We start from the raw sequence: 13,866 nt of genomic DNA on the forward strand, positions 1-13,866 counted from the left end.
AAAATTTTAATCCAGTAGCCTTAACGCGGTGGCAATTAAGTCAGCCTGCGACGGTAAATCCTGCATTTTCCCTGCCACGCGCATGCCCAATACAAGGCACAGCAATAGGCCGCTTAACGCCTGGACATCATGTTGTCGATTGATCGATCCATCTTGTTGGCCACCCTCCAGCAGGGTAATAATGCCGTTTAAGTTACGTTGTAACGCTTCACGTACTAATTCAGCCAGTTCTGAGTCCAGTACCTGCAACTCAATCGCACTCCCCACCACTAAACAACCGCGCCGTCCCTCGACATCGGTGGCAGATTCCAGATAAAAATGCAGTAGTTCTGCGATACGTGCGCGCCCATTCGGTTGCTGTTCCAGTCTCTGACGAAGATGCTGATTGCGCAGTGAGGTATAGCGGGCAAAGACCTGTAAAAACAGACCGCGTTTATCGCTGAAAGCCTTATAAATGCTGCCTGCGGTAAGCTCCATCGCGATGCCCAGATCGTTAATCGAGGCGCTGTGATAGCCTTTTTCGCGAAACACCAGCATGGCACGATCCAAGGCCGAATCGAGATCAAACTGGCGCGGACGCCCCCGCTCACGCGACGACGATGGTGCTTGTGGCATGTTAATACCATTTAGGAAATGATTGATTCCAAAATACTACAAGGTGGATGCAGTGCAGTGCAAGCAGGAGTCTAAAAAAGAGTATGGCGCAGAATGAGTGAGTCACATTGTCATCAATGTGACTCAGCGTCTGTTTATTTCATCAGGACATGAATACCCAGCCAAGCCATAAAGCCACCGCTCAGCCGATCAATACATTTACGGTACTTCACGTAAGCCTGGCGCGGTTTGTGTGTGGATAGCAGGCACGCCACCACCACATACCACAGGTAATCGATCAAGAAAGCCATCACAGGTAACGCGAAGTACATGTAAGGTTTAATTTCCGATGTCAGTGCTGTAGTAAAAATACTGGCAAACACCAAGGCAGTGTGCGGGTTACTTACTTGTGTAATCAGCCCTGTCATCAATGCCTTTCTGCCACTCATTTTGCCCATGCTGGAAAAGTCCATGCGCCCTGCTGCGGGCTGGCGAAACATTTTTATTGCCAGCCATAGCAAATAGCAGGCACCAGCAATTTTTAATGCCGTATAGAGCGAGGGAACCAACGTAAGCAAGGTATGAAGCCCTGCCAGGGCAATAATGGAAAACATCAGGGATCCGATCCCCATCCCAAGTGATACAAAAAGCGCGGCACGACGCGAACAGGACATCGCCGATCTGGCCACTAGCAGAAAACTCGCACCGGGACTCATTGCGCCGAGTAGCAACGCTGCGCCGATAGTAGTAAGAGCAAAAATATCACCTGACATAACCATCCATCCTCAAAGAAATAATCCGTTTGAATCAAATTTAATCTGTGATGCGATACTGAATAAAGTCTGTCTTGGTCGCCACCTGGTCGTACAGCGCGCGGGCACGGTAATTATTCTCACGCGTCATCCAGTACACCTTGGAGCAGTTCATCTCACTGGCAGCAGCCTTGACGGCAGCGATCAGCGCGCGGCCGGTGCCGTGCTTTCGCCCCTCGGGCCGTACAAACAGATCCTGCAAGTAGCAATAATCTCCCGTGGTCCAGGTACTGCGATGGCAAAGAAAATGCACCAAGCCCGTCAACGCACCCTGCTCTTCAGCCACCAGGCAATACATGGGTTCATTTTCAGCCAACAACCGGCGGAAAGTGGTATTGGTCACCTCTTCAGTGACTTCGCTGATATAAAAGTCGAGATACCCCAACCACAGGGCTTTCCATTGCACATAATCGTTTTCATTAAGCTGACGGATAGTGAAGTCCATTCTTCGATCTCCATTGTTGGCGGGTAATGTTAAACATTAAATGGGCCGGCGGATCTTGCGGATCGGATACTCGCTGCAAAAACGTCAATCCGGCTTTTTCTAGTACGCGGCGCGAGGCAGTGTGGTTTTCTCTGACCACGCCGACAATTTCACTGAGTGATAACTCTTCAAAACCAAAACGGAGCGCTCGTACAGCGAGTTCCGTCGCGAAACCCTTGCCCCATGCATCGGGAGCAAAACGGTAACCAAGATTATTGGTTCGACGTCCGTTAAATTCACTGACAAAGACGCCGCCAAAGCCGATAACCGTTTCAGGTTGCCTTTTCTCGAAAATGACCCAGTCATCGAAACCATGAATGGCCCGATCTTTAAGTCGCCTCAGTAATACTTCCCGTGCGTGATCGATATCCGGGTAAGGGCCGCGAGGATTAAATTGATGGGTGGTCGGATCGCCATAGATACGAAATAGCGCCTCTAAATCTTTACGCTCAATATGCCGATAAAGCAGTCTTTCTGATTCCCACTGCATAACACTTCCTTGCTGTTTTCACAGGCCATTTCACAACATAGGCCTATAACATATCACCCTGTTCTCACTATGACAGTTAAGAAACTTTGCTATGCTGTCAGCCCTCTTCTTTTGTACATGAATTTAATCATGCGAACTACCGACTCGTTGCGACTTCTTCTGCTGGCGGCTATTTGGGGTGCCAGTTTTCTGTTTATGCGTATTGCCGTACCTGCTCTCGGTGCGGTCAATACCGCCTTTCTGCGTGTCTTATGCGGTGCCTTCGGCCTGTTAGTGGTGATGGTGGTGATGCGCATCCCTCGTCGATTTGATGGCAAACTGGGCTGGGCGATGCTACTGGGAGTCATCAACTCTGGATTACCTTTTCTGATGTATTGCCTTGCCGCACGGGTGTTGCCCGCTGGCTACTCCGCCATCCTTAATGCCACTGCGCCGTTGATGGGTGTGATCATCGGCGCTGCCTTCTTTAGTGAAAAGCTGACGCTTAGCAAAGTGCTGGGAATGGTCGTGGGTTTCACCGGCATTATTTTGATCAGCACCACGGGGGAAGTCGTGCTGTCGCAAGTGTTGGTGTTAGGGATCGTCGCCTGTTTGGTGGCAACCACCTGCTACGGTTTTGCCGGGTTTCTGGCAAAGCGCTGGATCGGCGCACGCGGGGGGCTGGATGCCACCAAAGTCGCCTTTGGCAGCCAACTCGGCGCCTCGCTTTTCCTGCTGCCGTTTTTCGCCTTTAGCGCCCCGCAAACGCCTGCTGCGAACTGGCAAATTCCTGAGGTCTGGGGCTGCATTCTCGCGGTGGGCTTCATTTGTACCGCCTTGGCCTACATTCTCTACTTCCGCCTTTTAGCAGATATTGGCCCGCTGCGGACCTTGACCGTGACCTTTTTAATCCCCCCGTTCGGTATTTTCTGGGGATGGCTGGTACTCGGTGAGCAGATCAATCAGGGCTTTATTGGCGCATCCGTATTGATTGTGTTCTCCATCTGGCTGGTGAACAGCAATGGCTTGGAAAACTGGCGTAGAGCCCGCTCCTAGTCATTTTTTGCTGGCCGGTTTAAGTGAACGGTTAAGATCCTGGATACGTTTCATAGTCTTAACCGTCCGCGATGAGGTGGCGGACGCCACAGAAAGAATCAACATCTCCAGACAGACCAGAACCGTGCCATGCAGCGGCATACGACCATTTTCACCGCCGCGCGGCACATTAATGATCACATCCGCCTCTTTAGCGAACGCCGATTCAAGAGCATTGGTTAACAGAATTACCGGCATACCAAGGCGTTTGGCTTCTTTTAGGGTCGTCAAACCTTCACGATGGGCGGATTTCTGCGCCATCATGATTAACACATCCCCACGCTGCAAGGTGATGAGCTGTTCAGCCAATGCAATCCCAGAACGATTGAGTGTCACCGCTGGAATACCAATGCGTGTGAATAACCGGGCGCTGTAGTCGGCCAGTATGCCTGATGCATTGATGCCAAACAGGGCCACCTGACGTGCTTCGATCAACATGGCTACGGCTCTCGCCACCGCCTGGCGGTTATGCGGTTCTGAAAGTGCATCACAGGCACGTTTATGGCCTCCCAGCACAAAATCGATGCCGGAATTAATATCGCAAGAGAGTTCGCTCACCGTTGCGCTCATCTTCTCTTCAGAATTCATCGCCGGTCCAAACCACGCAGCCAACGTCGTTTTCAAATCACGTAGTCCGGCAAATCCCAATGCTTGTACTGTCCGCACGACGGTGGCATCCGAGGTCTGCGTCGCGTCGGCTATTTCCATTGCGGTTGCATCTAATATTGCCTCACGATTATCGTGGATATATCGCGCGACTGACTGAAGGCTGGATGATAATGATGGTGCGCGTGCACGGTAACGCTCACCTAATACATCAACCCGATTTTTAATTTTATTTACCGCCATCTGCTTTCCTGCTGTTGTCTGTTGCCTGCATTCGGTGACCACTACGGGGTAACCTTGTAGTGATTTTTTGACGTTAAAACGGCGAAGCCGGGTTTGATAACATCACAAAACCTGCGAAGAAAGTCGTCATAAAAAAATCATAACCACCTGATTATAAATCATATAAATAAAATTCAAGTAAACCCTGGAATATCAGTTTGATCGTCAATCATACTGTAGTATCCACGCTATTATTTCGATTTACTACTACATTCTTTCATGTTTGAATGATTCTCAATAACGTTAAGAGAGTCGTTTTTGCGCGATATGTTGCGCAAATATCGCAGAGATAAATAACGCCTTAATGTTTGAAAAAATTTAACTCATTACTTCGTTTCATGGACGAAAATTAATCCCGCACCAACACCAGGTTTAATTTAAATGAATAACAACAAGCCGTTCACTTTTAAATCACAACGTCATCCGGCGATTATTGCCGCGATTTACGGCGTCACCGTATTGAGTGCAGCCAGCAGCATGGCGGCAGAGAGCGATAGCACCTTGACCGTCTCCGCACAGGAAAACAGTACGCAAGGGTATAATGCCACCAGCAGCTCTGTTGCCAGCAAAACCCCGACGTCGCGCCTCAATGAAGCACAATCCATCAGCGTCGTGACACAACAGCAACTTGAAGATTATCAGGCCTCAAGCCTTGCCGATGCGATGCGATTTGTCAGTGGCGTGAGTGAAGGAAACACGCTGGCGGGCACGGAAGATGGCTTTGTACGCCGTGGGTTTGGCAGCAATTCCGATGGCTCCGTTTATCGTGACGGCGTGCGCAGCAGTCAGGGATTAAATTTTGACGCGACCACTGAACGCGTCGAAGTGCTCAAAGGCTCAGCATCATTACTCTATGGCATCCAGAACCCAGGCGGCGTCATCAATGTGGTAAGCAAAAAGCCACAGTATGATTGGCACACCAAAGTTAGCGGGCGTTCGTCAAGTGAAGGCGGCGGTGCGGGAACAGTCGATGTCACTGGCCCATTAGGCAACGGCTTTGCCTTTCGCTTGATTGCTGAAAAGCAGAACCAAGATTACTGGCGCAACTTTGGCAGCGATAAACACACACTCATTGCGCCTTCGCTGCAATGGTATGGTGAAAAAGCCAGCTTCCTGATCAGCTACGAAGATTATCAGTATGATATTCCCTACGATCGCGGAACCGCGTTTATCAACGGCAAACCGCTCGATATCGGTTATAAAGATCGCCTCGATGATAAAGCCAATCACGCTTGGGGTCACAACAAGACTTTCAACGCGCATTACGACTGGCAATTCAATGATGACTGGAGCACCCGCGTCACTTTTGGCTGGAATCAACGCCAGTACGACAACAATGAAGTGCGCGTCACCGCCATTAATCCGACCACGGGGGTGGTCACTCGCCGGGCTGATGCCAACCGTGGTTTCAACCACAAAACGAAATATGTTTCATGGGATCTTTTGGGATCACAACAGCTGCTTGGCATGACACACAGCATGGTGTTTGGCACTGACTACGAGATGAACCAGACTTACCGTGCGCATCAGTTTCAAGGAAAATCCAACACCGGATTTAACTTTACCGATCCGCAATACGATATTTTGTCACCTGTCACCAACAGCACCACGGAAAATACCGCTAACGCCAACAATCTGAATCGTATTCATAGCCGCTCAATTTATGCCAAAGACAGTATTTCATTGACGGAAGATTGGATTGCCGTGGTAGGTGGGCGCTATCAGCAATACGAACAGCGTGCTTCCAAAGGCTTCGATCCTGTCGTGGAAACGCTCAACAGCCAAGGGAATAAGTTTTTACCTCAGGCAGGTTTGATCTACAAAATAACGCCTGATGTGTCGCTGTACACCAGTTTCAGTAAGTCCTTCACCCCTTCTACCGATGTCGACGATGATGGCAATGTCGGCAAACCGGAACAGGGCACCACGTGGGAAGTCGGTAGCAAATGGCAGATTTCACCAAAACTGTTTGCTAGCGTGGCCCTGTATCGTATTGATGAGCGTGACATGTCGCTCAGCATTAATGGCACGACGCGCGCGATTAATAAAGCACGCTCCAGCGGTGCAGAATTTGAATTGAATGGCGAGGTGTTACCAGGATGGGACCTGAGCGCTAACTACAGTTACGATAAAGCGGAGATCGTCGACGATGGCGTCAATTCTGCGAACAATGGCAACCGCCTGCAAAACGCGCCACGCCACTCTGGGGCACTCTATCTGAGCCATAATCTCGCGATTAGTGGAATCCCAGGTGATTTCCGCGTCGGTGGCGGTGCTCGCTATATTGGTACCCGCGCCGGCGATCCAGAGAACAGCTTTACCCTGCCAGACTACGTAGTGGCGGACAGCTTTATTGCCTGGAACAATCAGCTGTTCGGCGAGAAAACACAATTGAAACTGAACCTGAACAATCTGTTCAACAAACACTATTACACTTCCAGCGGCGGCAATCTGCGCGTGCGTGAAGGCGAAACCCGTAATCTGATGCTCGAGGCCAGCGTTGAGTTCTGATTCTGTTGTTAAAGCGGGCGCGCGTCGCGCCCCATCTCTACTCGGTCCGATGCTGTTTGTCTTGGCCTGCTTTTTACTGGTGTTAAGCAGCGCGGCATTGGCAAAAACCGTTACTGATATAGACGGCAATCAGGTAGAGATACCCGATCACCCTCAGCGCATTGTATTAGGCGAAAGCCGAATGTTGTATACCCTCGCCCTGCTCGAACCTGGCGATCCATTTCGACACATTGTGGCGTGGCCACAGGATCTCAAAAAGTACGACAGCCAAACGTGGAATAGCTTCGCACGCCAATTCCCGCAGATGCTGAAGATCCCTTCACTCGGACCTGGTGGCCCGAACGCCATTAATCCTGAACAGGTTTTGGCACTCAAACCCGATGTGGTGATCTTGCCCAGTCTGGCGCGCTACGACGATGCCGATTTGCGGTTGGTCAGCATGTTAAAAGCCGCACACATCCCGGTTGTGAAGATCGATCTACGTGTCCATCTCCTAAAAAATACCCGTCGTAGCGTGGAAATCTTTGGTGAAGTATTGGATCAGCAGGCACGAGCACAAGCGTTCAATCGCTTCTATGATGCGCACATGCAGGTGATTCGTGAACGTCTCAGCACCTATCACGGCAAAAAGCCTTCGGTACTGCTGCAACTGCACCTAGGCCGGCGTAATGAATGCTGTGTCACCGCAGTCAATGGTAGCTTGGGTGAATTGCTGAATGCGGCGGGTGGCGACAACATCGCCCGTCAAACTCAGCATGGGGTGTTCGGGCGTTTGAGTGAAGAGCAAGTCATTGCAGCACAGCCTGATGACTATTTTGCTACGGGTTTTGGCAATAACGATGCCCAGGGATTACTCAAACTGGGGCCAGAAGTGGCGCTAGATGTGGTGCAAAGCAGCTTTAAGCAGTTGACCGCACAACAAAATGGATTGCGTGAACTCACCGCACTGCACAATGGACACTCCGCGGTGATTTGGATGAATTTTTATCTCAGCCCTTGGCATATTGCCGCAACCGAATTTATGGCGAAAACACTTTACCCGCAGTTGTTTGCAGACATTGAACCCGAAGAAACGTTGAAACAGATCTTCCACGATTTTCTGCCCATACCTTACAGTGGAACTTATTTTGCCCAAATTCCTGCGAGATAATTAAACTTATTTATAATCGAAGCGTAAATTACGCTTCGATTATATTTATTTAATATTAACCCCACAATTCATTCGCTTATAAATTAAGGCTCGCGATCAAGACCTTTAACCCACAAATACGCTGCCGCCGCGCTTGTTAATATTCACAGTGGCACTAACCTTAATTCTGCAGTATGGACATATCGTGTGACGCTATCCACGATTATGTAATCGCAATTCATGAATGAGGACATTTTATGGCCGAGCATAGAGGCGGTTCTGGTAACTTCGCAGATGATAAACAAAAAGCATCTGAAGCGGGTAAAAAAGGTGGGCAAAGTAGCGGCGGCGGTAGTTTTAAAGACAACCCCGAGAAAGCCTCCGAAGCCGGGAAAAAAGGCGGAAAAAGCAGTAATAAAGGCTCTTAAGCCGCATCGGGCGCGCTAGTCGCCTCATCGACAAAGATGCCAAAACGTTCCACTGGCAAATGAATAAGTGCAACGACGATATATAACTGACGTCTTGCGCTTATTCTGCTCTCCTCCTCTCATTCCAATCAAGCCTTATGTTTACATCACCGTAGTGATAATAACGGCTCGCTTAAGCTGTAAAATTTCAATTGTTCATTTTTTGACGTGACATATATCACATTTATGCCAGGCTTAATTTATCTATAGCGAAGAACATGGAGATTATGATGAGTTCATTTACTAACAAAACGCTGCTTACCCATCAATATCCGACACCTCCTTTTAAAAAACAATTACAGGATTTTCCTGGGCTGGCCGCAAAAATGGAACCGCGCCCGGATCATGGTGAAACCAGCTATCGTGGTACCGGTCGTTTAACCGGTCGTAAGGCACTGATCACCGGCGGCGATTCCGGGATTGGTCGTGCGGTGGCGATTGCTTACGCACGTGAAGGTGCCGACGTGGCGATAAATTATCTGCCCGATGAAGAACAGGATGCGGCAGAGGTGATAAAACTGATTGAAGCGGAAGGGCGCAAGGCGATTGCCATTCCGGGCGATATCCGCTCCGAATCTTTTTGCCAGCAACTGGTGAGGGAAGCGGCGGCGAAACTCGATGGCCTGGATATTTTGGTCAACAACGCCGGTCGTCAGCAGTTCAATGAATCGATTCGTACCCTCTCGACAGAAGATTTTGATGCGACGTTTAAGACTAACGTGTATGCCATGTTTTGGATAACGAAGGCGGCGCTGGAGTACCTACCGACAGGTTCATCGATCATTAACACGTCGTCAGTGCAGGCGTACGATCCCAGCGCGATCCTGCTGGATTACGCTCAGACCAAAGCTTCCATTGCGGCCTTTACTAAAGCCTTGGCCAAGCAACTGGGAAAAGACCAAATCCGCGTAAACGCCGTGGCGCCGGGTCCTTACTGGACTGCGCTGCAGGTTTGTGGCGGCCAACCGCAGGAGAAAGTTGAGAAATTTGGTGCTTCTGCGCCACTGGGTCGTCCCGGTCAGCCTGCTGAAATTGCACCGCTCTACGTGACGTTTGCAGAGACCACCAATAGCTTCACCTCCGGACAGGTTTGGTGTTCTGATGGCGGCACAGGCACCGTCTGATGAATGAATTGCAAGGGAGCGGCCTCAATGTCGCTCCCTTCTCACCTTAGATAGCTTTCACACGGGGCGCGCGAAACACCAGCATAATGCCCAGTAAAATCGCCACCATCCCTATCAGCCCTGACCACGGTAATGCGTGTCCTAACAGCAGATAATCCAATACCGCAGTGATCACTGGCACCAGGTAAAACAGGCTGGTGACATTAACAATGCTGCCTGCACTCAACAGCCGATAAAGCAGTAACTGCGCCACCACCGAGATCATCACGCCAAGAAACAGCGCTGAAATCCAAAAGTGAAGCGTAAAGTCGATATGAAATGGCTTCACTGGCAATAGCACTACGCATAACACCAAGCTAACCGCGTACTGCAAAGGCAGAACCTGCGCCGGATGCTGCGTGACTTTTTTCTGCATGATGGCGCCAAATGTCATGCACAGTAGGGCCGCCAGCGCGAACACAATACCACTCAAAGGAAGCTGTGATGCCGCCAGACTGCGCCACACCAACAACACCAATCCTGCCAGTGCAATCAACAAGCCCACCAGCCGCATGCCCTGCATGCGCCGTTCTACAACACAGAGCGTGAGAATAGGCTGAATGCCCATAATTGTGGCAATCAAGCCTGGTGTAACGCCTTCAGCCATCGCTTGGAAATAGCACACTGAATAAGCGCCAATCAGAATCAGCCCGGTAAATAGCACTGTTTTGCGTGTTCCGGTATCCGGTAGCCACCGACGGCGAAAGATGCCAACTAACAACAGGGCACCCAGTGCAACGCCAAACCGCACGATCAGCAGCCCGAGGGGTGACGCATTATCGAGTCCCAGACGGGAGAAAATGGCTGCACTGCCCCAAAGCAATACGAAGCCGGACGTCGCAGCTTGCGACGTCAAGGAAGAACGAGAAGACATAAAATGCTCCTGAAACAAACGTTGTAAGGTAAAGCGTGACGATTTTCGGTTCTTAACGAACCGCAACGATTGCCGGAGGCGGCGGTGGGCAGCAGATTGCATACAGGCCATGTTCGTATGACGAAAGCGGTGCGATAGAAAGTGTCATTGACGATGGCCTGTATTGAGAAGTCGAGGTTTAAGAATCAAAAAACTAACAGATCGGGTTGCCTTTGTCACCCGTTCAGCCGGGTTGGAAAGACCTCGCGCAGCCACTCAATAAACAGCCTCAAACGCTGCGTCAGGTGACGATTCTGCGGATAAACCACATGGAATGGATAGCGTACCGGTCGCCAATCGCTAAGAATTTCCACCAATGCACCAGACTTGAGGTCGGCTGCCGCGGCATAGCGGAACGTCTGGATGATGCCCAACCCCGCCACAGCCGCTACAAGGTGAGCATTACTCTCATTAATGCCAATTCGATGTTCGATTTTAAGTTCGCGCTTTTCGCCATTGACCGTATAGCGGAACGGAAACGCACGTCCCGTTTGTGAGGATACATAGCTCACCATGCGATGACCGTTTTTGAGTTCCTCTGGGTAAGCTGGCACGCCATAGGTTTTCAGATAGCCTGGTGATGCGCAGGTAATCATTTCCGCATCGCCCAGATGACGTGCCACCAAGGAAGAGTCACTCAGCGGGCCACCACGAATCACACAATCAACGTTATCACCGATCAAATCCACCGCGCGGTCTGACACCCCCAGATCAATGCGAATCTCAGGAAAACGCGCAACGAAATCCGGCAGCATAGGAATCAACACATCGCGAGCCGTCGACCCGCCGATATCAACGCGTAAGTAACCCCGTGGCGTGCCACTTTCTGTATTAAAAGCACTGTCGATGTCTTCCAAATCACGCACGATGCGCAACGCCTTTTCATAGTAATCGCGTCCTTCTGGCGTCACCGTGACGCGTCGCGTCGTGCGCTGAAGCAAACGAACGCCGAGATGGGCTTCCAGCTCTTGCACCAGTTTGCTTAAAGTTGCATTCGGCATATCCAACGAATCAGCCGCCCGCGTAAAGTTTCCCGCTTCCACGACGCGAGCGAATGCCCGAATTGCCATCAACTGATCCATCTCGATTATCCATTCACAGAAAAAGTTGTGTCGATTTTACACCATTTTTCTGCAATGACAGTCAGCGCGTGGAAGGTAAGCATCCCAAGGACAGCAGCGTCTGTTCAACCGCATGTTCTAACGGGGTATGGGGTTCACTTCCTAAAACTGCCAGCAAACGGGTATTGGAGAGCTGGACCGGTTGTTGCCAAAGATATTGCATCTCCAGCAGCTCTTTGAGGGTGGTCTGAAACGGTGCCAGTAATCGCATCAACCACCAAGGAAAGGCACGATCTTTCGGTGTCCGCAGTTGATATTTTTTCACCACACGACAAATAGCCGTCACCATCTGGCGTCCATCGTCGTCCCAATGCCCTGCCATGTGCACGTTCTCAAACGGCTGCAACCTTTCGCGTATGGCTACCAGTGCGGTAATCGTGGCAGCAACATCTGGCAAATACCCCCACTGATGGCCAACATTCACGCGTGCAGGGTTAGCGATGGTCGTAATGGTTCTACCGGGCTTAATGAATCCCTGCGCCAGCCAGTTGTTCCCGGCATGCGGGCCAAAATAGTCCCCGGCACGCACAATGATGACGCGCCCGCCCTCCTCGGCAAACCGCCGCAATCGCTGTTCCATTTTGACCCGGATTTGACCTTTGCGCGTGACTGGATGCTGCGGTGCCGCTTCATCAATCAATGGAAAGACATCCGCACCGTAGTTGTATAGAGTGCCCGGTAACACAACGGTAGCGGACGTTTGCCTGGCGGCTGCAAGTGTGTTCTCCAGCATCGGCAGCACCAATTTGTCCCAATCCCGATACCCCGGAGGATTCACCGCATGCAGGATTAACTGACAATCTTGTACAGCACAGCTCACCGCTTTCGGGTCTAACGCATCGCCGACTATCCAGTTAATCTTGGAACGATTTTGTGCGCGGCGCGTCAGCGCGTTAATCTGCCAACCGGTTTGCTGCAATTGACGGGCAGTTTCCCCACCAATACCCCCCGTTGCGCCTAAAATCAGTGCCTTACTCGTCATATTCCCCTCCTTTCCTCGTGTGCTTCACAGTCTATGAAAGGCGATAGCTAAATAACATTGACGAAAATCGCTAACAGGCTATACATATTTGCATGGATAAATCGATCAATTGGGAACTGTATCGTTCCTTCCTCGGCGTTTATAACGAGGGCTCTCTTTCTGCCGCCGCACGCGCCTGCGGGGGTACGCAACCCACGCTCGGTCGTCATATCGCAGCACTGGAAAAGGCGCTCAACGTGACGTTGTTTATTCACGCGCCACAGGGGCTCATCCCGACAGCGGCTGCTGACGCGTTGCAGCCGTTTGCGGCCAGCATCGCCAGTACAGTTGCAGCCTTAGAACGCGCCGCCGCTGGACAGCAGGAGATGTCACAAGGTGTGGTTCGTGTTGCCGCCAGTGAGATCATCGCGCTGGAAGTACTGCCGCCCATGTTGGCGCTGTTACGACAAAATCATCCTGGCTTGACCGTCGAACTGGTGGTATCGAATCAGTTGCAGGACTTACTGCAACATGAAGCCGATATTGCGGTGCGCATGGTGGAGCCTGAGCAAAATCCACTCGTGATGCGATCGGTCGGTAATGTGCTGCTGGGCATGTATGCCACGCGTGAATATTTAAAGCATCACGGCGTCCCGCAGACGTTGCAAGATCTTGATCAGCACAGCCTGATTGGTTTTGATACCGCCAATGCTTTTATCCGTGGCGTCGCCAAAGCGTATCCGCTGCTTTCTCGCGAGAGTTTTGCCTTTCGTACTAACAGCGACCCGGCACAGCTGGCGCTAATCCGCGCCGGAGCAGGAATTGGTTTCTGCCAGTTGGGTATTGCGCAACGCTCACCAGAATTAATTCGCTTACTGCCCGAACAGTTTTGTCTGTCGCTGCCCACATGGGTGACGATGCATGAAGATTTGCGTGATAACCCGCTTTGCCGCATTGTTTTTGATGCCTTGGTGAGCGGGTTGTTGCAATACGTGGAAGCAGCAGCTGCCTAAAATCGCCATGCCAAGAAAAGCACACCAGTAACCTGATCCGCTTACTGCGTGATAGGACTCTCAGCGGCGTCAGCTTCCAGCCGTTGCACACTGACACGCGCACCGACCAGCCAGGAAGGTGTCATGACATAATCCATACCGACATCCCAGCCAGACGCAGGTCATCTTCAATCAACAGAACCGAAGTCATCGTTCATCACCCACAATAGGTACACCGATGAGTTACAGACAGCGTTGAATGTCGAT

General features: G+C 50.9%; 15 protein-coding genes. 6 read left to right on the top strand and 9 right to left on the bottom strand.

What is annotated here, in order from left to right; genetic code table 11:
* Positions 1-6 precede the first annotated feature (6 nt).
* The 4 genes from F3J38_RS04425 to F3J38_RS04440 all read right to left on the bottom strand — a co-directional run bounded on the left by F3J38_RS04425 (position 7) and on the right by F3J38_RS04440 (position 2,380).
* Positions 7-615 (bottom strand): TetR/AcrR family transcriptional regulator, encoded by a 609-nt coding sequence (locus F3J38_RS04425; protein ID WP_167135426.1) that lies wholly within the window; start codon positions 613-615, stop codon positions 7-9.
* Between the two features lie 134 nt (positions 616-749).
* Positions 750-1,367: a LysE family translocator gene (locus F3J38_RS04430; protein WP_167135428.1), complete on the bottom strand. Its 618-nt coding sequence runs from the start codon at positions 1,365-1,367 to the stop codon at positions 750-752.
* A 40-nt stretch (positions 1,368-1,407) separates the two neighbouring features.
* Entirely contained in the window at positions 1,408-1,851 is a 444-nt protein-coding gene (locus F3J38_RS04435) for a GNAT family N-acetyltransferase (protein WP_167135430.1), read from the bottom strand.
* Positions 1,826-2,380 (bottom strand): GNAT family N-acetyltransferase, encoded by a 555-nt coding sequence (locus F3J38_RS04440; protein WP_167135432.1) that lies wholly within the window; start codon positions 2,378-2,380, stop codon positions 1,826-1,828. The genes F3J38_RS04435 and F3J38_RS04440 overlap by 26 nt, the downstream gene beginning before the upstream one ends.
* Positions 2,381-2,509: 129 nt before the next feature.
* Between F3J38_RS04440 and F3J38_RS04445 the strand changes: the two genes are divergently transcribed.
* The gene (locus F3J38_RS04445; RefSeq protein WP_167135434.1) at positions 2,510-3,415 is read left to right on the top strand and encodes a DMT family transporter; all 906 of its coding nucleotides are present in this window, start codon (positions 2,510-2,512) and stop codon (positions 3,413-3,415) included.
* Here F3J38_RS04445 and F3J38_RS04450 read toward each other — a convergent pair whose 3' ends face one another.
* A complete protein-coding gene (locus tag F3J38_RS04450; protein ID WP_167135436.1) occupies positions 3,416-4,303 on the bottom strand; it encodes a MurR/RpiR family transcriptional regulator in 888 nt (295 codons plus the stop codon).
* A gap of 420 nt (positions 4,304-4,723) precedes the next feature.
* On the opposite strand from F3J38_RS04450, the gene F3J38_RS04455 reads away from it, so the two are divergent.
* The 4 genes from F3J38_RS04455 (at position 4,724) to F3J38_RS04470 (ending at position 9,573) form a co-directional block, all read left to right on the top strand.
* Complete coding sequence (locus tag F3J38_RS04455; protein ID WP_167135438.1) at positions 4,724-6,853, top strand: TonB-dependent siderophore receptor; 2,130 nt, start codon at positions 4,724-4,726, stop codon at positions 6,851-6,853.
* 49 nt (positions 6,854-6,902) lie between these two features.
* Positions 6,903-8,003, top strand: coding sequence for an ABC transporter substrate-binding protein (locus F3J38_RS04460; protein WP_167135615.1), 1,101 nt, complete (start codon positions 6,903-6,905; stop codon positions 8,001-8,003).
* A 236-nt stretch (positions 8,004-8,239) separates the two neighbouring features.
* Positions 8,240-8,410: a KGG domain-containing protein gene (locus tag F3J38_RS04465; RefSeq protein ID WP_034827492.1), complete on the top strand. Its 171-nt coding sequence runs from the start codon at positions 8,240-8,242 to the stop codon at positions 8,408-8,410.
* Positions 8,411-8,679: 269 nt separating this feature from the next.
* Positions 8,680-9,573, top strand: coding sequence for an SDR family oxidoreductase (locus tag F3J38_RS04470; RefSeq protein ID WP_205298134.1), 894 nt, complete (start codon positions 8,680-8,682; stop codon positions 9,571-9,573).
* Positions 9,574-9,619: 46 nt separating this feature from the next.
* On the opposite strand, the gene F3J38_RS04475 is transcribed toward F3J38_RS04470, so the two are convergent.
* The 3 genes from F3J38_RS04475 to F3J38_RS04485 all read right to left on the bottom strand — a co-directional run bounded on the left by F3J38_RS04475 (position 9,620) and on the right by F3J38_RS04485 (position 12,628).
* Positions 9,620-10,486, bottom strand: coding sequence for a DMT family transporter (locus tag F3J38_RS04475; protein ID WP_167135442.1), 867 nt, complete (start codon positions 10,484-10,486; stop codon positions 9,620-9,622).
* A gap of 215 nt (positions 10,487-10,701) precedes the next feature.
* A complete protein-coding gene (locus F3J38_RS04480) occupies positions 10,702-11,607 on the bottom strand; it encodes a LysR family transcriptional regulator (protein WP_167135444.1) in 906 nt (301 codons plus the stop codon).
* Between the two features lie 61 nt (positions 11,608-11,668).
* A complete protein-coding gene (locus tag F3J38_RS04485) occupies positions 11,669-12,628 on the bottom strand; it encodes an NAD-dependent epimerase/dehydratase family protein (RefSeq protein ID WP_167135446.1) in 960 nt (319 codons plus the stop codon).
* 92 nt (positions 12,629-12,720) lie between these two features.
* On the opposite strand from F3J38_RS04485, the gene F3J38_RS04490 reads away from it, so the two are divergent.
* Complete coding sequence (locus F3J38_RS04490) at positions 12,721-13,620, top strand: LysR family transcriptional regulator (protein ID WP_167135448.1); 900 nt, start codon at positions 12,721-12,723, stop codon at positions 13,618-13,620.
* Between the two features lie 41 nt (positions 13,621-13,661).
* Here the strand turns inward: F3J38_RS04490 and F3J38_RS04495 are convergent, their stop codons facing one another.
* Positions 13,662-13,757 carry a MipA/OmpV family protein gene (locus F3J38_RS04495; protein WP_167135450.1) on the bottom strand — a complete coding sequence of 32 codons (96 nt, stop codon included), beginning with the start codon at positions 13,755-13,757 and terminating at the stop codon, positions 13,662-13,664.
* Positions 13,758-13,866: the final 109 nt, after the last annotated feature.

The sequence above is a fragment of the Candidatus Pantoea formicae genome, from assembly GCF_011752625.1.
GTDB lineage: Bacteria > Pseudomonadota > Gammaproteobacteria > Enterobacterales > Enterobacteriaceae > Pantoea > Pantoea formicae.